Origin of the sequence: Flavobacterium ginsenosidimutans (assembly GCF_003254625.1) — a bacterium.
Lineage (GTDB): Bacteria > Bacteroidota > Bacteroidia > Flavobacteriales > Flavobacteriaceae > Flavobacterium > Flavobacterium ginsenosidimutans.
In genome coordinates, this window is record NZ_QJRJ01000066.1 from 17,190 (window position 1) to 40,893 (window position 23,704).

The window sequence follows — 23,704 nt, forward strand, 5'->3', positions numbered from 1 at the left end:
AGATTATTACATTTGTGGCTTAAATTTTAAATTATCAATTTTCAAACATACTATTATGAGCATACCAGCAAATTTAAAGTACACAAAAGATCACGAATGGGTTAGCATCGAAGGAGATGTTGCGACTGTAGGAATTACTCATTTTGCACAAAAAGAGTTAGGAGATATCGTGTATGTTGAGGTAGAAACTTTAGATCAGACACTTTCAAAAGATGAGGTTTTTGGAACTGTTGAGGCTGTAAAAACAGTTTCAGATTTATTTTTACCATTAACAGGTGAAATCATTGCTTTTAATGAAGATTTAGAAAGTGCTCCTGAAACTGTAAATTCAGATCCTTATGGAGCTGGATGGATGATTAAAGTAAAAATTGCTGATGTGTCAGAAATTGATTCTTTATTATCAGCTGATGACTATAAACAATTAATCGGTGCCTAAACAGCTGCTTTTAATTTGGGCCATTATCTGTACAGGAATCATTAGTTATTTTTGTCTTACAGATTCAGGTAACTTACCTGCAGTTAGTATCCCAAGTATTGATAAAATTGTACATTTCTGTTTTCATTTTGGATTTACAATTTCTTGGATTTTGTTTTTCAAAAAAGAATTAAAAGGAAGAGAAGCAGATGATTATAAAGCCTATTTAATTTCGTTTATATTTTCTGTTTTTTTTGGAATTACAATCGAAATCCTGCAAAGTGCTCTTACTATGACTAGAGCTTCAGATGTTGCTGATGTTTTGGCCAATACACTTGGTGCCTTTGTAGCAGTCTTTTCTGCAATCGGATTTAAAAAGCAAATCGATAAAATTTAATATCAAGACCCACTTCGGTGGGTTTTTTTTTACAAGAAAATGAAGTTCTCAAAAAGCTATGTTTTTTGAATATAAAATGTACTTTTGTGCTGGTTTTCTGCAACTTCTATCGAAATGAACGTAAAGCAATATTTGGACTCAACGTATTTAAAAACTGCATCGCAAGCTGGTCTTTCGGAAGCAGAAAATACTATTGTGGTTAAAAATGCAATTGACGAAGCAGTTCAAGAAGGATTTAAACTCATTATGATTCGACCAGAATATGTTTCTCTGGCAAAAAAAATGATAATAGAAGCCAACTCGGTTTTGTTGGTAGGAACAGTAATTGATTTTCCAGAAGGAAAGTCAAGTCTTGAAAACAAAATTAAAGAAGCAAACGAAGCTATTGCGAATGGAGCAGACGATTTAGATTTTGTATGTAATTACGAAGCATTCAAGAGCGGTGATCTTGATTTGGTAAAAAAAGAAATCTTAATTGGAACCCAAATTGGTTTAGCGAATGATAAAACAGTTAAATGGATTATCGAAGTTGCAGCTTTAACAGATAAAGAAATTATTCAGTTATCTGCCTTGATTAAAAATGTTGTGGTTTCTAATTTTAAAGAAGATGATTTTGATTCTGTGTTTGTAAAATCTTCAACGGGTTTTTATAATACAGACAATGGTCTTCCAAACGGCGCGACGGTACCAGCAATAATTATGATGCTTGAAAATGCTTCTCCTCTTCCAGTAAAAGCTGCGGGAGGTGTTCGTTCATTTGAAGAAGCTTCAGAAATGATTCGTTTAGGAGTTAAGCGAATCGGAACTTCAGTTGCAAAAACAATTGCAAATGGAGAAATTTCCCCAAATCAATATTAAATAAATACCCATATTTTAAGTGAATAAGTTTTTTTTGTCCTTTGTTTTAATTTTTTCATTCTTTATTGTCTCTTCTCAGCAAAATGGAAGTTCTTCCGTTCAGCCTGGTTTTACGGCAGAAATGTTTCCAGTTTTTCCAAATTGCGAAAATTTGGAAGCTAAAAAATTAGAAAATTGTTTTTATAAAGAAGTTCAGGATTTTGTGTTTAACAATTTTCAAGTTCCAGAAAATTTAAAACAAAACAATTATAAAGGCGAAGTAAAAGTTCTTTTTGAAGTTAATGCTGATGGTGAATTTAAAGTAATTTATGTTTCTGCAGGAAGTGAAGAATTGTCTGAGGAAGCAAAACGTGTGTTTGGAGCATTTCCGAAGATAAAACCTTCAACTTATAACGGAAAGCCAACTTATTCTAAATATACTATTTCTATTGATATTCCGCTAAAAAGCTCAGAGCAGATTGCTGCAGAAGCTTTAGCAGCTGCAGAAATCTTAAAGCCAGTTGAAAAACCAATGACCGAATTGGATAGTATAGTATATAAAAAATACAATAATCCAGAATTTGAAAGTCATTTAAATATTCCATTTTCACATAGTTATTATGCGCAGTTTGATGCAGCGATGAATCAGGTAGGAAGTAATAATCATACGGCGTCTAAACCGTATACTTATGCTGAGGTTTCTAAATATTATAATCTAAAGGCAGTCAACGAGTCATTGCAAAAAAAGACTTCGACTTGGCTGGGAAGAAAATGGTGGAACGAAAACCTAGTTCAGATTCAGGGAGAAGATTATTGGCTGGCTTTGAATCCAATTGTTGATTTGCAATTAGGAAAAGCTTCGGATCTTGATGCATCTTATACGTATGTGAATACAAGAGCGCTTAATTTTAGAGGAGGTTTAGGAAAACAGATTAATTTTACTACTACATTTTTTGAAAGCCAAGGTAGATTTGCAGGTTATTTTAATGATTATGCAGAATCAATTAAACCATCGGGAGGAAATCCTGCAATAATACCGGGAATTGGAATTGCAAAACAATTTAAAACCGATGCTTATGATTTTCCTTTAGCAGAGGCAAACATTACTTTTACGCCTAGTAAGTTTTTTGACCTTCAATTAGGTTATGGCAGAAATTTTATAGGAGATGGTTATCGTTCTTTGCTTGAAAGTGATGGAGCAAATCCTTATCCATACTTTAAGCTGAATACTAATTTTTGGAAAATTAAATATACCAACACTTATATGTGGATGAAAGATGTTCGTCCCGATGTAACAGTAGATGGAACATACGCTACAAAATTTATGGCAAACCACTACTTAAGCTGGAATGTTTCTAATAGATTGAATTTAGGATTCTTTGAATCTGTGGTCTGGACCAATACTAATAATAGAGGTTTTGATGCAAGTTTTGTGAATCCAATTATTTTTTATCGTGCCGTTGAATTTGGATCTTCATCTAAAAGCGGAAACGCACTTTTAGGATTAACAGGTAAATACAAATGGAATAATAGTGTAAATCTGTACTCTCAATTTTTGATTGATGAATTTTCTGTGTCTGATGTTGGAGCGGGAAATCAAAGCTGGAAGAATAAATTTGGATTTCAGTTAGGTGCAAAATATTTCAATGCATTCAACGTAAAAGATTTGTTATTACAAGTTGAATGGAATAGTGTGCGTCCTTATGTGTATTCTCATAGCTCTGTTATTACAAATTATGGGCATAATAACCAAAGTTTAGGGCATCAATGGGGAGGTAATTTTAGAGAACTTGTCGCAATTGCCCGTTACCATAAAGGACGTTGGCTTGCAGATGCTAAATTTACAGTTGGAACTAGAGGTTTAGATTTTGATACTGCCGAAGACTCTTATAATTATGGAGGTAATATTTATAAAAGTTATGATCTTAATAGACCTTACGATACAGGTGTAAAAATAGGGCAGGGAAATAAAACAAGTGTTTTTATTGCAGATATCCAAGGAGGTTATTTGATTAACCCAATGACCAATTTAAAATTATTCGGAAGTTTGATTTATCGAAATTTTGATCCGACTCAGGAAACAGCTGCGACTTTTAAGCAAAATACGACTTGGTTTAGCATAGGTTTACGTTCAGATATTTTCAACTGGTATTTTGACTACTAGTTTTTAATAAGATTTTTCAAAACAATAGTGTTAAAGATTTACAAGTTCTTATTTTATGCAGGGTTTATTGAAAAAAATCTATTTTTATAGGTCTATATTCTACAATCTAATTTGTACATTTGCAGCACTCAAAAAAAATACACAAAATACAATAGATTGAACACTGCAAAAAATACATTATCAATCAAATCAATATTTCTAGATTTTAAAGAGATTACTAAAGCTGGTCTGGCTATTAGTGTATTGTTTTCTTCTATTGCTGGATATTTGTTAGGAGTAGATTCTGAACACCCTTTTAAATGGAGCGTTTTAGCTGTTTTGGCAGTTGGAGGTTACTGTATGGTTGGGGCTTCAAATGCTTTTAATCAAGTAATTGAAAAAGATATCGATTCTTTGATGGATCGTACTAAAAATCGTCCAGTGCCATCAGGACGTATGTCTCCAAAGGTAGCTTTGCTTGTGGCAAGTTTGCTAACTATTTTAGGAATCGCACTTCTTTATACTATAAATGCTAAGTCAGCAATGTTTGCTGCAATTTCTATATTTCTTTACACAAGTGTATATACGCCATTAAAAACAGTAACTTCGTTGTCTGTTTTTGTTGGAGCATTTCCTGGAGCAATTCCTTTTATGTTGGGCTGGGTAGCGGCAACAGGCGAATTTGGCATTGAAGCAGGAACTTTATTCTTGATTCAATTCTTTTGGCAGTTTCCTCATTTTTGGTCTATTGGATGGTTTTTGTATGAAGACTACGAAAAAGCAGGAATTTTTATGCTTCCAACTGGTAAAAAAGATAATGGAACGGCATTACAGATTATATTGTATACAATTTGGCTAATAATAGCTTCGTTATTGCCTATGTTAGGTTTTACGGGACAATTGTTTATTTCTCCAATTGCAGCTATTCTTGTATTTCTTTTAGGAATTTGGATGCTTTTTTATGCGGTAAAACTGTATCGATTAAGAACGGCAAAAGCAGCGAGGACGTTAATGCTAGTAAGCGTGTCTTATATATCGCTTTTGCAAATTGTATTTATAGTAGATAAATTTTTAAGATAGTTATGGAAATGACATTAAAAACAAATGAAGAACAATCAAGAAAGTCAAAATCAGCAAAACTGATTTTACTTTTTGCAATGGTAAGTATGACCATGATGTTTGCGGGTTTAACAAGCGCATTTGTAGTAAGTAAATCAAGAGCAGACTGGTTGAAGAATTTTGAACTTCCTTCAGCGTTCTATTGGAGTACAGCAGTAATTATTGCATGCAGTGTTACTTTTTATTTAGCTAAAAAAGCTATTCAAAAAGATAACAGAAGCGCAGTTACAAGTTTACTTTTAGGAACTTTAGCTTTAGGAGTTTTATTTGTGGTATTGCAATTCAAAGGATTTGGACAAATCGTTGCAGAAGGATACTATTTTACAGGAGAAGGTAGCTCAATTACTACAACTTTTCTTTATGTTGTAACAGTTACACACCTGTTGCACTTAGCTGGCGGATTAATTTCACTTTTAATTATAATTTATAATCATTTTAAACAAAAATACAATTCGACTCAAACTCTTGGTATAGAACTAGGTGCGATGTATTGGCACTTTTTGGATTTATTATGGGTATATTTATTTTTATTTTTATATTTCTTTAAATAAGAAAAAAACGTAAATTTGGGAACTTTTTAACGAATATCTTTTATGGGAGCGACAGTTACTACTGCAAACAACGACGAAAAAACTTGGGGAGGCGGTCACAATGAGCCTTTAGGAGCAAGTTATGGTAAAATGATGATGTGGTTTTTTATCGTATCAGATGCCTTAACATTCTCTGGATTTCTAGGAGCTTATGGTTTTTCTAGATTTAAATTTATTGAAACTTGGCCTTTGGCTGATGAAGTGTTCACTCACTTCCCATTTATGCATGGTGTTGCGGCTCCAATGTATTATGTAGCATTAATGACTTTTATTTTGATCTTTTCTTCTGTAACAATGGTACTAGCTGTTGATGCAGGACACCAATTGAAAAAAACAAAAGTTGCAATCTACATGTTCTTAACTATTATTGGAGGTTTAATTTTCGTTGGTTCTCAAGCTTGGGAATGGAAAAACTTCATTAAAGGTGAATATGGAGCAGTTGAAACTGTTGGAGGTAGCTTACTTCAATTTGTGGACAAAGATGGTAAAAGAGTAGCTTTAGCTGATTTTGCTGTTAAATTGCCAGAACAAAGAGAAGCTTTAACAAGAAGCCATTCAACTTGGTTTATGGAAGATGCTCAATCTCTTCCTTCTTACACAGTTGCTGAAGTTCAGGCTGGATTTAAAGCTCACCCTGAAATTTTAATTAGAACAGAAAAACTTACAGATAATAAGAAAAAAACAGTCTTATCAAGAGAAGAATCTGAAAAACATTTAGCTACTGCTAAATATGTAGTAGAAGGTGCTAACTTGATCAGAAACGAGTATGGTAATAAATTATTCGCTGATTTCTTCTTCTTCATTACAGGTTTCCACGGATTCCACGTATTCTCTGGAGTTATCATCAATATCATTATTTTCTTTAATGTATTATTAGGTACTTACGAGAAAAGAAGAAGCTACGAAATGGTAGAGAAAGTTGGATTATACTGGCACTTTGTAGATTTAGTTTGGGTATTTGTATTTACAGTTTTCTACCTAGTTTAATTTTTAGAATTTAATTATTATGTCACACGAGCACGTATCAAATACAAAAAGAATCTGGTTTGTTTTCGGATTGCTTTCAGTAGTAACTACAATTGAAGTTATCTTAGGGATCTACAAACCTGGAGTATTAGAATTTAATCATTTTGTTGGATTGAATCTATTAAACTGGATTTTCTATATCTTAACAATTTTCAAAGCATATTATATTGTATGGGCATTTATGCACATGGAAGGTGAAAAAAGCAGCCTTAGATGGTCTGTTGTTTCTCCTGTTATCTTCCTAGTTTTATATTTATTGTTTATTCTGTTAACAGAAGGACATTATATTTATGGGGTTTTTAAAGATTCTACTATTAAATGGAATTTTTAACATGATATTAATTCGAAAAGAAGCTCCGATTTACGGAGCTTTTTTTATTTTTGTACCTCAATAATTTTCCGTTAATACAATGAAAAAAAATATAGTTCTCTTTGTACTTTTTGTATTGCCAATTGTAGCGTATTTATTTTTCGCTTCTGGTGTAAATAGTTTTACGACACTTCCTGTAATAACACCAAAAGTTGCTGATTTTGGAAATTGGAATTCATTAAACGGAAAAAAAATCTCCCTTAATAAAAAGATCACCGTATTAGGTTTTTCGGGCTCGAACATTTTAGAAAATAGAGGGAATTATTTTAATTTAAATGAAAAGATCTACAAACGTTATAATGGTTTCGAAGATCTTCAGTTTGTAGTTTTATGCCCGATTGGAACAGAAAAAGATGCTCAAAAAATCGTTGATGCTTTATCACCTTTTACAGATGTTAAAAACTGGAATTTTGTATTTGCTTCAAATGAAGAGATCCAGAAATTTTATGACGGATTGCATTTAAAAGAAAAACTAAATCAAAATCTTGGGACTTCGAATGTTTATATTATTGATAAAGAAAGAAACCTAAGAGGAAGAAAAGATAAAGAAGAGTATAAAGAAGGATATGATACTTTTCATCCGTCAGAGTTAAGTAACGAAATGCTGGATGATTTCAAAATTATCTTATACGAATACCGCGCAGCTTTAAAGAAAAATCATAACGCTACAAAGCAACTTTAAAATCATTTATAATGTTCAAAAACAAATCATATATAGGAATCTCTTTTGTCATTCTGATTTTCGGGATTTACGCCATTCCTAAAATTGTTGATCGAGTTAAAAACGGTGACGTTGTCAAAGGAAATCGTTTGGATAATGTCGAATCGAAATCTTCTAAAGATGCAAAACTCTTGACTATTGGCCCTGCACCAAAATTCGAATTAACGAATCAAGATAATGCGAAGGTTTCAAATGAAACTTACAAAGGGAAAGTATATGTTTTGGAATTCTTTTTTACAACTTGCCCGTCTATTTGTCCAAAGATGAATATGAGTATGCTGGAAATTGAAAAGACATTTTTTGGAAATCCTAACTTCGGAATTGTTTCAATTACAATTGATCCAAAACACGATACTCCACAAGTTTTAAAAGATCATGCAAAATTACTTGGAGTAAAATCTTCTAACTGGAATTTCTTAACAGGGGAGAAAGACGTAATTATGGATTTATCAAACAAAGGTTTTAATCTTTATGCTGGCGAAAATGATAAAGTAAGCGGAGGTTTTGAACACTCAGGATTGTTTGCTTTAATTGATAAAGATGGAAACATTCGATGCAGAAAAGATGAATACGGAAATCCTAGTATTTATTATGATGGTTTAGACAAAAAAGGAGTTCGCGATATTCAAGAAGACATTAAAATTTTATTAGCAGAATAAAAATGGAAGATAATACTTTAGAGAAAAAATATAATAAATTGATTATTGCGGTTTCAATTGTAATTCCGGTTGTAGTAGCAATTTTGTTCGGAGTTAAATTAAAAGATTTTGGTTTTAATGTAGAGCCTTTATCGTTTTTGCCACCAATTTATGCAACTACAAATGGTATCACTGCTGTTGTGCTAGTTTGGGCGGTTTTAGCAATAAAAAATGGAAAACAAAAATTGCACGAACGATTAATGACTTTTGCAATTGCTTTATCTGTTGCATTCTTGGTTATGTATGTGGCCTATCATATGACTTCTGATTCTACAAAATTTGGAGATTCTAACCACGATGGTATTTTGGATGCAGTAGAAAGCGCTAAAGTTGGTTCATTGCGATTAGTTTACTTTGTTATTCTAATAACTCATATTTTGCTTTCTATTATAATTATTCCGTTGGTTTTAATTACTTATGTAAGAGCACTTGCAAAACGATTTGACAAACACAGAAAAATTGCGAAGATCACTTTTCCAATTTGGCTGTATGTCGCTGTAACTGGAGTTGTAGTATTTTTAATGATTTCTCCTTATTATGCACACTAAAAAAAATAATTTTCAAATTATAAAATCCAAATTTCAAGCCTTAGTTTTTGGAATTTGTTTTTTCCTTATTGGAGCTTCTGCCAATGCGCAATGTGCAATGTGCCGTGCGGCATTATCAGGAGATTCTAATATTAAAAAAGCTGAAGCGGTAAATGATGGAATTGTTTATTTAATGGTAATTCCGTATTTACTTGTCGCGATTATAGGATATCTGATTTATCGAATGTATTCTAAAAAGAAAAAAGCAGTGTAATTTTACACTGCTTTTCTTTTTTATTTAAGTCCGTTTACTGAGACATTAACCGTTCCATTTATTTTGATGAAAGCTATAATTGCCTGATTGGTTAACTGTATTTTATCAAACTGAATATCCTCCATTTTTCCGTTTACAAATACACCAGGCATTGGAGAATAATTCTTTAAATAACCTGCCATGCTTTTCTTTCCTTCTTCCAAATTTGGTTGGATTGAATAGCGACAGCTTTCTTCCATTTTTCTCAGAATATATCCTTGTGCGAGCCAGTTTGCAGTTCTCATTAATTTACTTTTGGTATCTAGAACATAATCCAGTTTGTCGAAATAAATCTCTTTTGTTTGCGGATTGTACTGCGGAAAACCATTTAAATAAAGTGTGCCGTTTATAGATCCTAAAACGTCTAATGCAATAACCATTTTTCCGTCTTTATGCCAGATTGAAACATTTTTTACTGTGACTTTTTTGCTTCCTGAACCAAATTCCTGACCAGCAAAATTCTTGGTCATAATCTTTGATGCATCTATATAACTTGAAATTGCAGCAATATTAGCAGAAATCTGATTTGGAATTTTAGCAACAGGTTTCAAAACGATTTTGCTGGCACTATATTTTGATTCAGGTTGTTTTCCAACAATAGTTTCCATGTTGCATTTCATTCCCATATCTAGCAGAAATGAATCGTTTTTAAGTTTGGCATTTGTTGAATAAATTTCAATAGGAACAATTCTCAGCCAGCTTTCATAAGTATCACTCATTTGAAAAGGTGTACAGATTTTTTCAACTGCTTGAAGAACATTTGGTTTAAAATCCATTGATTTTTCAATTGCTTCGTCTATTTTCTTTTCAAGTTTACTTTTAAAAATAGAAATCGCTGGATTTATTAAATAGGTTATAGGCATATTTTTACCAAAGATAGACATGGTTGGGCTTTCGTTCCAATCGAGAGATTTAAATTCGGTTTTAGTGGTTAACTTCCAGTTGCTAAGAACTGCTTCGCTAGACAATGTTATAATTCCGTTTAAATTAAATTCTCTTACGTCATATAATTCTACACCTAGTTTTTTGGTTCCAATTCGATATTTGATATTCGCTTTAAGCGGTAGAATAGTTTTTATTCTTTTATCAGGATTGGATGGATCATTTTGAATTTTAATTGGAGCTTGTTTCCAGATTTTCATTTCAATATCATCATCTTCGATATTATTATCTTCATAAATTAATCCGTTTAGAAGCGAATTTGTCTGATTTTCAATATCGCTTAATTTTATCGTTATCGGAAGATTAATAAAGGAAGGATTGCTGTCGTAAACTAACGGACTAGCATCGTCAGGTTCAGGTTTTAATGTTTCTAATTTTTGAGTTGAAGAACAGCTTGTTAATACGGCAAGCACCGAAAACATTGAAATAACAGAAGTAAGCTTCATTTAGTATGAATTTTTAAGACAAGGTAAAATTACGAAAACAATCATATTTTCTTAAAAAAGTGTAACAATTATAATTAATGTCAGTCTAATACTAAATAGGTAACAGAATTATTAACTTTTTATTATCATAATTTACTTAATAAAAATGTTATTATTGTCTAAAAATTTAACAATACCATGATCGAAATTAAAGATTTACACAAATCCTATAAAATGGGAAGTTCGGAATTACACGTATTGAAAGGGATTAATTTTAATATTGAAGAAGGAGAATTAGTTGCGATCATGGGATCATCTGGTTCTGGAAAATCTACTCTTCTTAATATTTTAGGAATTTTGGATGAAGCTGATTCTGGAAGTTACATTTTAGATAAAACCCCAATCAAAAAATTAAACGAAACGATTGCTTCAAAATATCGCAATAAATTTTTAGGTTTCGTTTTTCAGTCTTTTAACCTAATAAATTATAAAACAGCATTAGACAATGTTGCAATGCCGTTGTATTACCAAGGGATTAAAAGAAAAGAACGTTACGAAATCGCGATGAGATATTTGGAGAAAGTAGGCTTAGGATCTCATTCCCATCACTTGCCTAATGAGCTTTCTGGAGGTCAGAAACAACGTGTCGCGATTGCAAGAGCATTAGCTTCAAATCCGAAAGTTTTACTAGCCGATGAACCGACTGGAGCGCTTGATACTAAAACTTCTTATGAAGTAATGGAGCTTATTCAAGGAATTAACGACGAAGGGAAAACAATTTTGATTGTTACACACGAACCTGATATTGCTGCAATGTGCAAAAGAAACGTAGTCCTGAAAGATGGATTAATTATCGATGATAAAAAAGTAGAACAAGTTAGAGCTTCGTCTTATGTTTAATATTGAACGCTGGCAGGAAATATTTGAAGCCATTTCTAAGAACCGATTAAGAACATTCTTAACGGGGGTTTCTGTGGCTTCGGGAATTTTTATTTTGGTGATTCTGCTTGGTGCAGGAAGAGGGCTTCAAAACGGAATTGAAAAACAATTCGAACGTGATGCTGCAGGAATTATAGAAGTTTGGTCGGGTACGACAACTAAAGAATACAAAGGATTAAACCCAGGCAGACAAGTTCAGTTTCGTAATAGTGATTACAATCAATCTGTTCAAAAATTTGAAGATAAATTAGATTTGAGAGCCTCAACAAACAATTATTGGGGACAACCTTTTGCTTACGGAAAAGAATCTGGGAATTATCAATTTAGAGGTGTTGATCCAGATTATGGCGGAATAGAAAATTTAACCATTATTCAAGGCCGATATGTAAATGCTAAAGATTTGCAAAGTAATGCAAAAGTGGCTGTTATTGGACTGAAATTGAAAACCGATTTGCTTAAAGATAAAGAAGCAATTGGAGAAGAAATCTTAATTAACAATATTAATTTTAAAGTAATTGGAGTTTTTACTGATCCAGGAGGAGAAAGAGAAGAAACTCGTGCGTATTTACCATTGACTACCGTTCAAAAAACGTTTGGTGGAGGTGATAAAATCAGCAATTTGTTTTTTACGCTTAAAAAGACAAGTAATTATGATGAAGCATTAGCACAGTCTGAAAAATTTACACAAGATTTAAAAGATCTGCTGAAAAGTAAAAACATGGTTGCTCCAGAAGATGACAGCGGTGTTGGTGTTTATAATTCGGTAAAAGATGCCAAACAGTTTTATGATCTTAATTTATATATCAGACTTTTCTTTTGGTGGGTCGGTATTTGTACGATCATCGCAGGTGTAGTTGGGGTAAGTAATATCATGCTTATCATTGTGAAGGAAAGAACAAAAGAAATTGGAATTAGAAAAGCACTTGGAGCATCTCCATTTTCAATTATCTCAATGATTCTTCATGAATCAATATTTATTACCACAATTGCTGGTTTTATTGGTTTGTTAGGAAGTTTGCTTTTATTAGAATTTGTTGGGCCAATGGTTCAAAGTGAATTCTTTAGAAATCCAGAAGTAGATTTTGGTGTAGCTTTGACTACCTTGATTTTACTTGTATTTGCAGGTGCAATGGCTGGTTTTTTTCCAGCTTACCGAGCAGCCAAAATTAAACCTATTGTAGCACTTAGAGACGAATAATTATGTTTAGTAAAGATAATTGGGACGAAATTTTACAGGCATTAACTGCCAATGTTTTCAGAACGGTTCTAACTGCTTTTGGAGTATTTTGGGGTATATTTATTTTGGTAATATTGCTAGCAGCTGGTAACGGTTTAGAAAATGGAGTTAAAAAAGGATTTGACGGAATAGCAACCAATACTATGTTTATGTGGAGTCAGACTACTTCTAAAGCATATAAAGGTTTGCCAAAAACACGCCGTTATGATTTTAGAAATAGTGATGTTGCCGCATTGAAACAAGCTATACCAGATTTATTATACGTTTCACCAAGAAATCAGCTTGGAGATTTTAATGGAACAAATAATGTGGTAAGAGGAACTAAAACTTCTGCATTTACAATTTATGGAGATTATCCTGAATTGATTAAGCAGCAGCCGATGGATATCATTAAAGGCCGTTTTGTAAATCAGCAGGATATTAATGAGCGACGTAAAGTAGCCGTAATTGGAAAAGGGGTTATCAGTGAATTGTATGGCAAAGAAGAAGAATGCGTTGGAACTTACATCAAAATCAATGGTATAAATTTCATGGTTGTTGGAGTTTACTCTTCTAAACAGCAAGGAGGAAATGCAGAACAAGAACAAAAGAATATTTTTATTCCGTTTACAACATTTCAGCAGGCTTTTAATTATGGAGATAAAGTAGGGTGGATGGCACTTACAGCAAAAGACGAATCGTCGATTACAGATCTGAAACCAAAAATATTAGAATTAATTAAAGCTTTGCATTCAGTTAATCCTACAGATGATCGTGCAGTTGGAAATTTCGATTTGTATGAGCAGTTCAATAAAGTGCAAAGTCTTTTTAATATTTTAAAAGTGATTGCATACTTTGTAGGAACTTTAGTTTTGATATCGGGAGTAATTGGAATTTCTAATATCATGCTGATTGTAGTTAAAGAACGTACAAAAGAAATAGGTATTAGAAGAGCTTTAGGAGCAACACCTGGAGCAATTAGAGGTCAAATATTATCAGAATCTATATTTTTAACGATCATTTCTGGAATGCTTGGAATTGCCGTTGCAACAGGAATCATAGCACTTTTAAATATGGCGTTAGATTCGATGCCACCTGGCGGAAATACAATGTTTGCCAACCCTAGTGTAGATTTGGGAGTAGTATTTGTAGCATTGTTAATATTAGTAGGATCGGGATTATTGGCAGGATTTATTCCGGCGCAAACCGCTATTAGTGTTAAGCCAGTAGATGCATTAAGAACAGAATAAAATTATCAATCAAAATAAATCGATTAAACCAAGAACAAATGAAAAAAGGAGTAACCGTAACCATTTTAATATTCATTGCAATTGTTTTCTTTGGCGCACTTTATTATTTGTATGCTAAGAATCAAGAATCGCCGATTGTATTTAAAACGGAAAAAGCAGAGATTAAAACTATAGTAAAAAATACTATTGCGACAGGAAATATTCAACCTGATGAAGAGGTCTTAATTAAACCAAATATTTCAGGTATTATTGAAGAAGTGTACATTAAAGCCGGTGAAAAAATCAAAGCTGGCGATATGATTGCAAAAATTAGAGTTGTAGCCAATGTTTCGAACGTGAGTAGTACGCAAAATCAGGTTCAAACAGCTAAAATTGCTTTGGATAATCAGGAAAGACTTTATAAAAGACAAAAAACATTATTCGAAAAAGATGTAATTTCAGCAAACGATTTTGATGCTGCACAAGTAGCTTACAATCAGGCGAAACAAACTTATTTGGCGGCAAAACAAAGTTTGGATATTGTTAAAACAGGAACAACTTCTTCTTTAGGAAGTTATGCCAATACCTTAATCCGTTCTACGGTAAACGGAATGGTGTTAGACGTTCCAGTAAAAGTTGGAAATCAGGTTATTGAAAGTAATAACTTTAACGAAGGAACTACAATTGCAAGTGTTGCCGATGTCGGAAGAATGATTTTTATTGGAAAAATTGACGAATCTGAAGTAGGAAAAATTAAAGAAAAAATGCCAATTGAAATTACAATTGGTGCAATCGAAAATAAAAAGTTTGAAGCTGTTTTAAATTATATTGCTCCAAAAGGAGTTACAGAAAATGGAGCTATCCAGTTTGAAATTAAAGGGCATATGATCAATAGAGATGATACTTTTATTAGAGCTGGTTTAAGCGCAAATGCTTCAATTATTTTAGAAAAAGCAGATAAAGTTCTGGCAATTAAAGAATCTTTGGTTCAATTTGACAAAAAAACACAAAAGCCTTATGTTGAGATTGAAACTGCTCCGCAGAAATTTCAAAGAAGAGATTTAGTTTTAGGAGTAAGTGACGGAATCTACGTTCAAGTTAAAAGCGGTCTAAAAGACACAGATAAAATCAAAATCTGGAATCAGGGTTTGATTACTGAAGGAGAAAAAAAATAATTTAATTTGAAGGTTTAGGGATCTTTTTGGTTTTAAAAAATGTTAAATTCGCGTAGTTCAGTTTACTGCGCTTTCATCGAAGATATATGAAAATAAATAAATATAATAGTCTGGTTATTGCAATGTTATTCAGTTTCGGATTAACTGGACAGGCGCAATCAAAGAAATGGACTCTGGAAGAGTGTGTTAGATACGCACTTGAAAATAATATCACAGTAAAACTATCTGAATTAGATGTTAAAAATGCTGAGATCGATAAAAGAGGAGCTTTAGGCAATTATCTTCCATCTGTAAACGGAAGTGCCTCTCACTCTTGGAACATTGGTTTGAACCAGGATGTTACGACAGGTATTTTACGTAATCAAACTACACAATATTCTTCTGTTGGTTTAAATGCAGGAGTTGATATCTACAAAGGTCTGCAGAATCAAAACACTATGAGAAAGGCAAAATTAAGTATCATTGCTTCGCATTATCAGCTGTTAAAAATGCAAGAAGATATTTCTTTGAATGTTGCTAGTGCGTTTTTGCAGATTTTATCTAATAAAGAAGATTTAAAGGTGAAAACAGAGCAATTGGCAATTGACGAAAAACGTTTTGCGCGTTCTGAAGAAATGGTAAAAGCAGGAACTATTCCGCGTGGAGATTTGTTCGATTTGAAAGCAACTGTTGCAACAGACAAACAAAACATCGCTGTTTCTGAAAATAATTTATTGATTTCTAAATTAAGTTTGGCTCAGCTTTTACAATTAAAAGAATTTGCAGATTTTGATGTAGCAGATGATACGAATGTAGCCGATGAAAATAATATCCTAGCTCAGAGTCCAATTGAAATTTACAATAAAGCTAAAGAAACAAGGACAGAGTTAAAATTAGCACAAACAAATCTTGAAATCGCTGAGAAAAATGTTGCTATAGCTAAAGGAGCTTATCAGCCAACACTTTCTGGTTTTTATGGGTTTAATACCAGAGCAAGTTATAGTGATCAAGTTAAGTTAGATGCAAGTGGTAATCCATATACTGTAGGTCCCGATCCTATTTTCCAGCAGTTTAGTGATAATAAAGGGCATAATTTTGGTTTACAGTTAAACGTTCCTATTTTTAACGGTTTTTCAGTTAAGAATAATGTTGAACGTAATAAAGTAAGTTTAGAAAAATCTAAAATAGATTTAGAGCAAAAAAGTTTAGATTTGCAACGTAACGTTTATACTGCTTTTACAGATGCAAGAGGAGCTTTAAATACTTATGAATCTGCTACAGTTACTTTAGAAGCAAGACAGCAGGCTTATAATTACGCAAAAGAAAAGTATGATGTTGGTTTAATGAATTCATTTGATTTCACACAAGCTCAAACATTATTGACTAATGCACAGTCTGATGTAATTAGAACAAAATACGATTACATGTTTAAAATCAAAATATTAGAGTTTTATTTCGGAATTCCAATCGTTCCAATTATTACAAAATAATTTATTATGCAAAAAAAAACAGTTTATTTCTTATTAGGTGGAGCAGTAGCTCTCATTGTAGCTTTAGTGATTCTTTCTAAGAAAGGAGTAATAGGAAATAAGGACGAAGGAAAAGAAGTAGAAACTGCAAAAGTTACTGCTTCAACAATTGTTGAAACAGTTTCGGCAACAGGAAAAATTCAGCCAGAGATTGAAGTTAAAATAGCTTCGATGGTTTCTGGAGAAATCATTTCATTAAATATCAAAGAAGGACAAGTTGTTAAAAAAGGCGATTTATTAGTAAAAATAAACCCTGACTTATATACTTCTGGATTAGATAGATCTGTTGCAAATTTGGCAGGAACAAAAGCAAGTCTTACTCAATCTGATGCTAGTTTTAAAGAAGCAAAAGCAAATTATGAGCGAAATAAAACTTTGTATGATAAAGGCGTAATCTCAAAATCGGATTGGGATAAAGCAGTTTCTTCTTATGAAGTTGCAAAAGCAACAAAACAAAGCGCTTATTACAATGTTCAAAGTGCTTCTGCATCTGTAACAGAAGCTCGCGATAATCTTGGACGTACAACGATTTATTCTCCAGCAGACGGAACAATTTCTGTTTTGAATGTAGAATTAGGAGAAAGAGTTCTAGGAACGCAGCAAATGGCTGGAACAGAGCTTTTGCGTGTTGCCAACCTTAACAATATGGAAGTTGAAGTTGATGTGAACGAAAATGATATTGTAAAAATTAAAATAGGAGACGAAGCAAATGTTGAAGTTGACGCTTATTTGAAAAAGAAATTCAAAGGAGTGGTAACTAGTATTTCTAATTCTGCAAGCACAACATTAACTTCAGATCAGGTAACCAACTTTAAAGTTAAGGTTCGTATTTTAAAAGATTCTTACCAAGATTTATTAGAAGGAAAACCAAGCACCTATTCTCCTTTTAGACCAGGAATGACGGCTACGGTTGATATTATCACAACAACAAAAACAAATGTTTTGGCAGTACCAATTAGCTCTGTTGTGGTAAAATCAGATACTACTGCGGTAAAAGATTTTACTGTTGAAGATCCTAACCAAGATAAAAAAGTTGCTCCAAAAAGCGATAAAAAATTCGAATGTGTTTTTGTGAAAGTTGGAGATAAAGCTAAAATTAGAGTCATTAAAACAGGAATTCAAGACGATACTAATATTGAAGTTATGTCTGGGTTAAAACCAGGAGATGTTGTAATTACAGGTCCGTATACAACAGTTTCTAAGGAACTTAACTCTGGAGATAAAGTGAAAAATAAAAAAGCTGAAGAACCTAAGAAATAATTCTTTATGATGATTTCCTTATGCGGTAGCCCTCCAGCTGGATTTTTTCAAGCATTATTTACGATTGGATTAGTTGTAATAGGAGCATTTATGTCGTACACGCATTATAAAGTGTATAAAAGTGAATATTACAAAGAAGAGTTTGTATATTTTTCAATTGGAAAAAAGATAATACTTTATGTGAGTTTTTTGATGGTTAATTTGTGTATTATACCATTACTGTTGTTACTTTGTCTTTTTCTTTTTTCCTGACATACTTTATTTGTCAAACATTAATAATTTAAAATTAAAATATTTTGTCTTTTATTCTCAACATCGAAACGGCTACTAAAAATTGTTCAGTATCTGTCGCAAAAGATGGAAAAACCATTGCATGCAACGAACTTGCAGATGAAGGATATTCGCACGCAGAAAAACTTCATGTTTTTATAGAAGAAGTAATTGCAAAAGCAGGCATTTCTGTTCAGGATTTGAATGCAATTGCAGTTAGTCAGGGACCAGGATCTTATACAGGTTTAAGAATTGGTGTTTCTGCAGCAAAAGGTTTATGTTATGCTTTAAACATTCCGTTAATTGCTGTTGATACGCTTCAAACTTTGGCATCGCAGGCAGGAGTTATTGACGGAAAAATTATACCAATGTTAGATGCGCGCCGTATGGAAGTTTACAGCGCCATTTTTAATTCAGATTTGACAGTTGAAAGAGCTATTAAAGCTGAAATTATTGACGAAAACTCATTTCAAGAATATACAGATAAGCTTTACTTTGTTGGCGATTGCGCTGATAAATGTAAAGCTGTTTTGATTAAAGACAACTTTGTGTTTTTAGAAAATGTAAAATACCCTTCGGCACAGGCGATGAGTAAAATCAGTTTTGATAAGTATCAAAAAAGCGACACTGTAGATGTCGCTTATTTTGAACCTTATTATTTAAAAGATTTTATGATTGCTCCTCCAAAGAAACAATAAATGTTATTTCTGAATTGTATACGGTTGAACCGCAATTCCAGCTTCATCTAAAGCTATTTTACAATTCTCTAAAGTTTCAGAGAAAACAGCTCCATAATTAGCATTTTTTGCCCAAGGGCGTACAGCAAAATCAACAGAACTTGCCGATAGATTTTTTACAAAAACCTCTGGCGCAGGTTTCTTCAATACTTTAGGGTTTTTATTTAAAACATCTAAAAGAATTTCTTTTGCCTTTTTGATATCTGAATCATAAGAAATAGCAAAAGTCAAATCTGCTCTTCTTTCTCCTTGCATCGAATAATTGATGATATTTCCGTTAGATAAAGAACCATTTGGAACAAATACAGTCTGATTATTTGCAGTAAGCATTTTGGTTACAAAAATCTGAATTTCAAGAACTGTTGCAACAACACCTTGCGCTTCTATTGTATCTCCAACTTTAAATGGTTTGAAAACAATAATTAGCATTCCGCCTGCAAAGTTAGAAAGCGATCCTTGCAATGATAAACCAACCGCAAGACCCATTGCTCCTAAAATAGCTACGAAAGATGAAGTTTCGATTCCTAATTTAGAAATAAAGGTTACAAACAATAATATTCGCAACGCCCACAATAAAATGTCGGATAAGAATTTTGTTAATGTTGGATCTAGATTTCGCTGAATCATTATTTTTCTAATGATACGATTAATCAACCTGATGGCGTATAAACCTACAAATAAGATTAAAAATGCAGAAATCAATTTAGGTGAATAATCAACTAAAATATCAATAAATCGAGTAATATATTTACTGACTTGTTCTGGGCTAATGTTCATGATTTTAAAATAAAAAAACCTTCTCAAAAGAGAAGGTAGATTAGTACTGCAAATATAAAAATATTTACATTATAAGAAAAGTGTGTTTAGGCTTTGTCAGCAGCAGCGTCGTCTATTTCTTCTACTTCTGCCGCAGATTTTTCGCTTACATCAACAACTGTTTCAGAAATAGTTTCTGGTGTTTCAACGGCCAAAGAAGCTGTTTTTTCTTTAACAGAATCCACTACATCATTTACCGCTTTAGCTGCTTTGTCAGCATATTCGCTTACGGTATCTTTTGCTTTTTCAGCATAATCTGACGCTTGGTCAATAATAGGTTCAGATGCTTCTTTTATTTTTTCAATAGTTTCTTCAGCAAAAGCTTCTGCTTTTTCAATATAAGGCGTTGCTGCTTCTTTTGCTTGTTCAAAAGTACTTTCGGCATTATTAGCTAATTCTGTTACAGACTCTTTTGTTGAGCCAAATAAATTTTTAAAAAATGAAGATAATCCCATGGTTTTTAATTAATTGGTTATTGAATACAATATTAACTAATTTTATAGAATTACTAGTTTTTTTAATGGTAAATAATTGGCAACTAGTGGTTAATAATGAAAAAAGCGCCTCAATGAGACGCTTTCTATTATATTTTTGATTGAATTAAGCATTAGAAGCTTCTACTTTAATTGCTTCATCGTTCAACATGCTTTTCAACATATTTTCGATACCGCTTTTCAAAGTAAATGTAGATGATGGACAACCGCTGCAAGCACCTTGTAATAGTACTTTTACTGTTTTATCCTCTTCGTTATAAGATTCGAAAGCAATGTTTCCACCATCTGCGGCTACAGCTGGTTTTACATATTCTTCTAAGATATTAATGATTTGCTGTGAAGTAACATCTAATTTATCAAAAGCTTCATCTTTTGTTGCTTCATTTTTGGCTTTAGTTTCAATTAAACTTTCATCCAAAACAGTTCCTCCGTTTTCTATATATTGTTTAATGAAGGTTCTTAATTCTAAAGTGATTTCATCCCAGTTATTGATCTCATATTTAGTAACCGAAATATAATTTTCATCAATAAAAATTTCTTTCACATATGGGAATTTGAATAATTCCTTTGCTAATGGAGAAGAAGCAGTTTGGTCAATATTTTTATATTCTACAGCGTTACGAGTCAACATTCTGCTTACAACAAATTTCAAAGCAGAAGGGTTAGGAGTTGTTTCTCCATAAACTGTAATTGGCTGTTTTTTTGCTTTATTTTCATCAACTTTAATGATCACTCCGCCTTTTTCAACAAACGCACTAATTTGCTCTGCAACAGCATCTTTTACATCATCCCAATCCACAATACTGTATCTTTCTATTGCTATAAAATTTCCAGAGATATAAACAGTTTTAACGAACGGTAAATAAAATAATTGTTGAGCTAAAGGAGAAGCTTGTGCTTCATCAATATTTTTAAATTCGAAATTTTGATTTTGTGTAATAAAGTCTTCAAACTCGAACTTTAAAATAGTCGGGTTTTGAGTCTCTTTTATAGTGATTTTCGTCATGATTGTATATTTTTTGCAAATTTACTAAAGTTATTTTCTACTAATACCTATATTTGATTTTTTAATGAAATAATTAAGACTCTTCTCAAAGAAATCGTGTTAAATTGCAAGAGTAAAAAATATATTGAAACAAAATTGCCTTTATGAAATTTAAAATCAGGGTTTTATTAATTTTTCTCATAACTACTTTTTATTCTTATTCACAAGAGGGAATACCAGTTTATTCAGATTATTTGTCTGATAATTATTACCTAATTCACCCATCAATGGCAGGAGCTGCCAATTGTGCTAAAATTAGATTAACGGCAAGAAAACAATGGTTTGAACAAGAAGATGCACCGTCCTTACAGACTTTAAGTTTTAACGGAAGAATTGGAGAACGCTCTGGAGGAGGTATTATTGTTTTTAATGATAAGAATGGATATCATTCTCAAAAAGGTGTCAAATTAACCTACGCACACCATATTATGTTTTCGAGAGATGAACTTGATTTAAATCAGTTATCTTTTGGAATTAGCGGAGGTTTAATTCAAAATCAATTAGATGAAACGAAATTTGGAGGAACTTTTGATCCAATAGTTTTCGGTTCAATTCAAAAAGATTCTTATTTCAATGTTGATATTGGAGCGTCTTACAACTATTTGGATTTTTACGCTCACGCAACGATTCAGGGATTATTGGAAACAAGAAGAGAATTATACACTGATTACGAAAGTGATAATCTTAGAAAGTTTTTATTTAGTGCTGGTTACGTTTTTGGAAAAAACGAAAATTGGACTTGGGAGCCTTCTATACTTTTTCAGTACTTTGATCAAACGAAAGAAAAAACGCTTGATGTGAATATGAAAGCGTATAAAAGTATGGATTTTGGAAGTCTTTGGGCTGCATTATCTTATAGGAGAGGTTTTGATGGAGCTCAGTATCTTTCCGGAAGCGGAGTTTCTTCTCAAAAATTAGAATTTATAACGCCAATTGTTGGAGTTAACTTTAAGAACTTTATGTTTGCTTACACGTATTCTCATGTAATGGGAGATGTAAAGTTTGATACTGGCGGTTATCATCAAATCACTTTAGGAATTAATTTATTCTGCACAAAAGAACGTTACGACTGTAATTGTCCTGCAATTAACTAAACTTTATTATTATGTTGATCAAGTCTGTAAACGGAAAATCACCTCTTATTCCAGAGGATTGTTATGTTGCCGAAAATGCGACTATTGTAGGAGATGTTACTTTTGGACAGTCGTGCAGCGTTTGGTTTAATGCTGTTATAAGAGGCGACGTTAATTTTATTAAAATTGGTAATAAAGTAAATATTCAAGACGGCGCTGTTATTCATTGTACTTATCAAAAACACCCAACAATTATAGGCAATAATGTTTCAATTGGACACAATGCAATAGTACATGGATGCACCATTCATGATAATGTTTTAATAGGAATGGGTGCAATTGTAATGGATAACTGTATTGTAGAAAGCAATGCTATAATTGCTGCCGGCGCAGTGGTAACTCAAAATACTGTAGTAGCTTCAGGAAGCATTTATGCTGGTGTTCCTGCTAAAAAAGTAAAAGATATTGACCAATCTGATTTTGCAGGCGAAATCGAGCGTATTTCGAACAATTATGTAATGTATTCAGGCTGGTTTAAAAACGAAGATTAAGTTTAAAAAAATAACAATAAAAGAAATTCCAAATTCCAAGAGTCTAACCTTTTTGGAATTTGGAATTTTTATTTTTTTGGAATTTTAAAAAAACTATAGGTTGATTTTTTCGAAGAAAGTACTTTTATAGCTTTCGCTGATTGGAATTCTTTTATCGCTTATTAAAACCTTGTTTTTCTGAATAGATTTCACGTGTTTTATATTGATAATATACGATCTGTGAATTCTTGCAAAACCTTTGCTGGAAAGAAGATTCTCTAATTTGATCAAGCTAATTAAAGTCAGTGTAAATTTATTGTCTGTTGTGTAAATCTTGACATAATCTTTTAATCCTTCAATAAAAAGAATATCAGCAAAATTCAATTTTACATTTTCATATTCAGCTCTTACAAACATAAAATCCTGATCTATTTCGGGAGCATTTGTGTTTTCAGCAACCTGATTTGTTGCTACCGGATGTAAAACTTGCTGCGCCCTTACAACAGCTTTTAAAAAGCGGTGAAAAGGAATTGGTTTTACCAAATAATCGACTGCACCAAGATTAAAACCTTCTACAGCATAATCAGAATAGGCAGTAGTGAAGATTACAAGAGGTTTTTTTTCGATTGTATTTAAAAAATCAATCCCAGAAAAATGTGGCATCTGAATATCCAGGAAAACCAAATCAACATTATTCTGATTGATAAATGAAACGGCATCAATTGCATTGTTAAATGAATTGATCAATTCTAATGAATCTACTTTTTTGACAAAATCTTGCAATAATTCTACTGCTAATGGTTCGTCATCAATAATTACACATTTCATTTTTTTAGGATTAAAATTTTTGAATCTGTTTTGGCATTCAAAAGTAATTTAAACGAGTAAA

The 23,704-nt window shown here is 32.3% G+C and carries 26 protein-coding genes; 21 read left to right on the forward strand and 5 right to left on the reverse strand.

Annotated elements, in window-relative coordinates:
- The first annotated feature begins 55 nt into the window (after positions 1-55).
- The 12 genes from gcvH (at position 56) to DM444_RS02845 (ending at position 9,117) form a co-directional block, all read left to right on the forward strand.
- Positions 56-436, forward strand: a complete 381-nt coding sequence (gene gcvH / locus DM444_RS02790) for a glycine cleavage system protein GcvH (RefSeq protein ID WP_111283763.1) — start codon at positions 56-58, stop codon at positions 434-436.
- Positions 429-812, forward strand: coding sequence for a VanZ family protein (locus tag DM444_RS02795; protein WP_111283765.1), 384 nt, complete (start codon positions 429-431; stop codon positions 810-812). Before gcvH ends, DM444_RS02795 begins: the two co-directional genes overlap by 8 nt.
- A gap of 114 nt (positions 813-926) precedes the next feature.
- Positions 927-1,670 carry a deoxyribose-phosphate aldolase gene (deoC, locus tag DM444_RS02800; protein WP_111283767.1) on the forward strand — a complete coding sequence of 248 codons (744 nt, stop codon included), beginning with the start codon at positions 927-929 and terminating at the stop codon, positions 1,668-1,670.
- A gap of 19 nt (positions 1,671-1,689) precedes the next feature.
- Positions 1,690-3,813 carry an energy transducer TonB gene (locus tag DM444_RS02805; protein WP_111283769.1) on the forward strand — a complete coding sequence of 708 codons (2,124 nt, stop codon included), beginning with the start codon at positions 1,690-1,692 and terminating at the stop codon, positions 3,811-3,813.
- Between the two features lie 156 nt (positions 3,814-3,969).
- Positions 3,970-4,872: a heme o synthase gene (cyoE, locus tag DM444_RS02810; protein ID WP_111283771.1), complete on the forward strand. Its 903-nt coding sequence runs from the start codon at positions 3,970-3,972 to the stop codon at positions 4,870-4,872.
- A gap of 2 nt (positions 4,873-4,874) precedes the next feature.
- On the forward strand, positions 4,875-5,462 hold the full coding sequence (locus tag DM444_RS02815; RefSeq protein ID WP_111283773.1) for a cytochrome c oxidase subunit 3: 588 nt from the start codon (positions 4,875-4,877) through the stop codon (positions 5,460-5,462).
- A 42-nt stretch (positions 5,463-5,504) separates the two neighbouring features.
- On the forward strand, positions 5,505-6,488 hold the full coding sequence (locus DM444_RS02820) for a cytochrome c oxidase subunit 3 (RefSeq protein WP_111283775.1): 984 nt from the start codon (positions 5,505-5,507) through the stop codon (positions 6,486-6,488).
- A gap of 19 nt (positions 6,489-6,507) precedes the next feature.
- Positions 6,508-6,858, forward strand: coding sequence for a cytochrome C oxidase subunit IV family protein (locus DM444_RS02825; RefSeq protein WP_111283777.1), 351 nt, complete (start codon positions 6,508-6,510; stop codon positions 6,856-6,858).
- 79 nt (positions 6,859-6,937) lie between these two features.
- Positions 6,938-7,579: a hypothetical protein gene (locus DM444_RS02830; RefSeq protein WP_111283779.1), complete on the forward strand. Its 642-nt coding sequence runs from the start codon at positions 6,938-6,940 to the stop codon at positions 7,577-7,579.
- Positions 7,580-7,590: 11 nt separating this feature from the next.
- Positions 7,591-8,277 (forward strand): SCO family protein, encoded by a 687-nt coding sequence (locus DM444_RS02835; RefSeq protein ID WP_111283781.1) that lies wholly within the window; start codon positions 7,591-7,593, stop codon positions 8,275-8,277.
- Positions 8,278-8,279: 2 nt separating this feature from the next.
- On the forward strand, positions 8,280-8,864 hold the full coding sequence (locus DM444_RS02840) for a DUF420 domain-containing protein (RefSeq protein WP_111283783.1): 585 nt from the start codon (positions 8,280-8,282) through the stop codon (positions 8,862-8,864).
- Complete coding sequence (locus DM444_RS02845; RefSeq protein ID WP_111283785.1) at positions 8,854-9,117, forward strand: hypothetical protein; 264 nt, start codon at positions 8,854-8,856, stop codon at positions 9,115-9,117. The genes DM444_RS02840 and DM444_RS02845 overlap by 11 nt, the downstream gene beginning before the upstream one ends.
- 20 nt (positions 9,118-9,137) lie before the next feature.
- On the opposite strand, the gene DM444_RS02850 is transcribed toward DM444_RS02845, so the two are convergent.
- Positions 9,138-10,544, reverse strand: a complete 1,407-nt coding sequence (locus tag DM444_RS02850) for a DUF4403 family protein (protein ID WP_111283787.1) — start codon at positions 10,542-10,544, stop codon at positions 9,138-9,140.
- 177 nt (positions 10,545-10,721) lie between these two features.
- Between DM444_RS02850 and DM444_RS02855 the strand changes: the two genes are divergently transcribed.
- The 7 genes from DM444_RS02855 (at position 10,722) to tsaB (ending at position 18,818) form a co-directional block, all read left to right on the forward strand.
- Positions 10,722-11,423: an ABC transporter ATP-binding protein gene (locus tag DM444_RS02855; protein ID WP_056188268.1), complete on the forward strand. Its 702-nt coding sequence runs from the start codon at positions 10,722-10,724 to the stop codon at positions 11,421-11,423.
- Positions 11,416-12,660, forward strand: a complete 1,245-nt coding sequence (locus tag DM444_RS02860; RefSeq protein WP_111283789.1) for an ABC transporter permease — start codon at positions 11,416-11,418, stop codon at positions 12,658-12,660. The genes DM444_RS02855 and DM444_RS02860 overlap by 8 nt, the downstream gene beginning before the upstream one ends.
- Positions 12,661-12,662: 2 nt before the next feature.
- The gene (locus DM444_RS02865) at positions 12,663-13,928 is read left to right on the forward strand and encodes an ABC transporter permease (RefSeq protein WP_111283791.1); all 1,266 of its coding nucleotides are present in this window, start codon (positions 12,663-12,665) and stop codon (positions 13,926-13,928) included.
- 38 nt (positions 13,929-13,966) lie between these two features.
- Positions 13,967-15,082, forward strand: coding sequence for an efflux RND transporter periplasmic adaptor subunit (locus DM444_RS02870; protein WP_111283793.1), 1,116 nt, complete (start codon positions 13,967-13,969; stop codon positions 15,080-15,082).
- Positions 15,083-15,168: 86 nt separating this feature from the next.
- A complete protein-coding gene (locus DM444_RS02875) occupies positions 15,169-16,551 on the forward strand; it encodes a TolC family protein (protein ID WP_111283795.1) in 1,383 nt (460 codons plus the stop codon).
- Between the two features lie 6 nt (positions 16,552-16,557).
- Positions 16,558-17,850, forward strand: a complete 1,293-nt coding sequence (locus tag DM444_RS02880) for an efflux RND transporter periplasmic adaptor subunit (RefSeq protein ID WP_111283797.1) — start codon at positions 16,558-16,560, stop codon at positions 17,848-17,850.
- A 296-nt stretch (positions 17,851-18,146) separates the two neighbouring features.
- Positions 18,147-18,818 (forward strand): tRNA (adenosine(37)-N6)-threonylcarbamoyltransferase complex dimerization subunit type 1 TsaB, encoded by a 672-nt coding sequence (gene tsaB, locus DM444_RS02885; RefSeq protein ID WP_111283799.1) that lies wholly within the window; start codon positions 18,147-18,149, stop codon positions 18,816-18,818.
- Positions 18,819-18,821: 3 nt separating this feature from the next.
- On the opposite strand, the gene DM444_RS02890 is transcribed toward tsaB, so the two are convergent.
- From DM444_RS02890 to DM444_RS02900, 3 genes are all read right to left on the reverse strand, one after another.
- The gene (locus tag DM444_RS02890; RefSeq protein ID WP_111283801.1) at positions 18,822-19,634 is read right to left on the reverse strand and encodes a mechanosensitive ion channel family protein; all 813 of its coding nucleotides are present in this window, start codon (positions 19,632-19,634) and stop codon (positions 18,822-18,824) included.
- An 86-nt stretch (positions 19,635-19,720) separates the two neighbouring features.
- A complete protein-coding gene (locus DM444_RS02895; protein ID WP_111283803.1) occupies positions 19,721-20,128 on the reverse strand; it encodes a YtxH domain-containing protein in 408 nt (135 codons plus the stop codon).
- 145 nt (positions 20,129-20,273) lie between these two features.
- The gene (locus tag DM444_RS02900) at positions 20,274-21,173 is read right to left on the reverse strand and encodes a NifU family protein (RefSeq protein WP_111283805.1); all 900 of its coding nucleotides are present in this window, start codon (positions 21,171-21,173) and stop codon (positions 20,274-20,276) included.
- 143 nt (positions 21,174-21,316) lie between these two features.
- Between DM444_RS02900 and DM444_RS02905 the strand changes: the two genes are divergently transcribed.
- Together DM444_RS02905 and DM444_RS02910 are read left to right on the forward strand one after the other, a co-directional pair.
- Positions 21,317-22,306: a PorP/SprF family type IX secretion system membrane protein gene (locus DM444_RS02905; protein ID WP_111283807.1), complete on the forward strand. Its 990-nt coding sequence runs from the start codon at positions 21,317-21,319 to the stop codon at positions 22,304-22,306.
- Positions 22,307-22,317: 11 nt separating this feature from the next.
- Positions 22,318-22,836 carry a gamma carbonic anhydrase family protein gene (locus tag DM444_RS02910; protein WP_111283809.1) on the forward strand — a complete coding sequence of 173 codons (519 nt, stop codon included), beginning with the start codon at positions 22,318-22,320 and terminating at the stop codon, positions 22,834-22,836.
- A 93-nt stretch (positions 22,837-22,929) separates the two neighbouring features.
- On the opposite strand, the gene DM444_RS02915 is transcribed toward DM444_RS02910, so the two are convergent.
- Positions 22,930-23,643 carry a LytR/AlgR family response regulator transcription factor gene (locus DM444_RS02915; RefSeq protein WP_111283811.1) on the reverse strand — a complete coding sequence of 238 codons (714 nt, stop codon included), beginning with the start codon at positions 23,641-23,643 and terminating at the stop codon, positions 22,930-22,932.
- Positions 23,644-23,704: the final 61 nt, after the last annotated feature.

Coding starts and splice junctions, on each gene's coding strand:
- DM444_RS02855 (WP_056188268.1), top strand. CDS start 10,722: ATGATCGAAATTAAAGATTTACACAAATCCTATAAAATGGGAAGTTCG.
- DM444_RS02900 (WP_111283805.1), bottom strand. CDS start 21,173: ATGACGAAAATCACTATAAAAGAGACTCAAAACCCGACTATTTTAAAG.
- DM444_RS02850 (WP_111283787.1), bottom strand. CDS start 10,544: ATGAAGCTTACTTCTGTTATTTCAATGTTTTCGGTGCTTGCCGTATTA.
- DM444_RS02910 (WP_111283809.1), top strand. CDS start 22,318: ATGTTGATCAAGTCTGTAAACGGAAAATCACCTCTTATTCCAGAGGAT.
- DM444_RS02870 (WP_111283793.1), top strand. CDS start 13,967: ATGAAAAAAGGAGTAACCGTAACCATTTTAATATTCATTGCAATTGTT.
- DM444_RS02815 (WP_111283773.1), top strand. CDS start 4,875: ATGGAAATGACATTAAAAACAAATGAAGAACAATCAAGAAAGTCAAAA.
- DM444_RS02845 (WP_111283785.1), top strand. CDS start 8,854: ATGCACACTAAAAAAAATAATTTTCAAATTATAAAATCCAAATTTCAA.
- gcvH (WP_111283763.1), top strand. CDS start 56: ATGAGCATACCAGCAAATTTAAAGTACACAAAAGATCACGAATGGGTT.
- DM444_RS02875 (WP_111283795.1), top strand. CDS start 15,169: ATGAAAATAAATAAATATAATAGTCTGGTTATTGCAATGTTATTCAGT.
- DM444_RS02890 (WP_111283801.1), bottom strand. CDS start 19,634: ATGAACATTAGCCCAGAACAAGTCAGTAAATATATTACTCGATTTATT.
- DM444_RS02895 (WP_111283803.1), bottom strand. CDS start 20,128: ATGGGATTATCTTCATTTTTTAAAAATTTATTTGGCTCAACAAAAGAG.
- DM444_RS02830 (WP_111283779.1), top strand. CDS start 6,938: ATGAAAAAAAATATAGTTCTCTTTGTACTTTTTGTATTGCCAATTGTA.
- DM444_RS02905 (WP_111283807.1), top strand. CDS start 21,317: ATGAAATTTAAAATCAGGGTTTTATTAATTTTTCTCATAACTACTTTT.
- DM444_RS02865 (WP_111283791.1), top strand. CDS start 12,663: ATGTTTAGTAAAGATAATTGGGACGAAATTTTACAGGCATTAACTGCC.
- DM444_RS02915 (WP_111283811.1), bottom strand. CDS start 23,643: ATGAAATGTGTAATTATTGATGACGAACCATTAGCAGTAGAATTATTG.
- DM444_RS02820 (WP_111283775.1), top strand. CDS start 5,505: ATGGGAGCGACAGTTACTACTGCAAACAACGACGAAAAAACTTGGGGA.
- DM444_RS02825 (WP_111283777.1), top strand. CDS start 6,508: ATGTCACACGAGCACGTATCAAATACAAAAAGAATCTGGTTTGTTTTC.
- DM444_RS02880 (WP_111283797.1), top strand. CDS start 16,558: ATGCAAAAAAAAACAGTTTATTTCTTATTAGGTGGAGCAGTAGCTCTC.
- deoC (WP_111283767.1), top strand. CDS start 927: ATGAACGTAAAGCAATATTTGGACTCAACGTATTTAAAAACTGCATCG.
- DM444_RS02840 (WP_111283783.1), top strand. CDS start 8,280: ATGGAAGATAATACTTTAGAGAAAAAATATAATAAATTGATTATTGCG.
- DM444_RS02860 (WP_111283789.1), top strand. CDS start 11,416: ATGTTTAATATTGAACGCTGGCAGGAAATATTTGAAGCCATTTCTAAG.
- DM444_RS02835 (WP_111283781.1), top strand. CDS start 7,591: ATGTTCAAAAACAAATCATATATAGGAATCTCTTTTGTCATTCTGATT.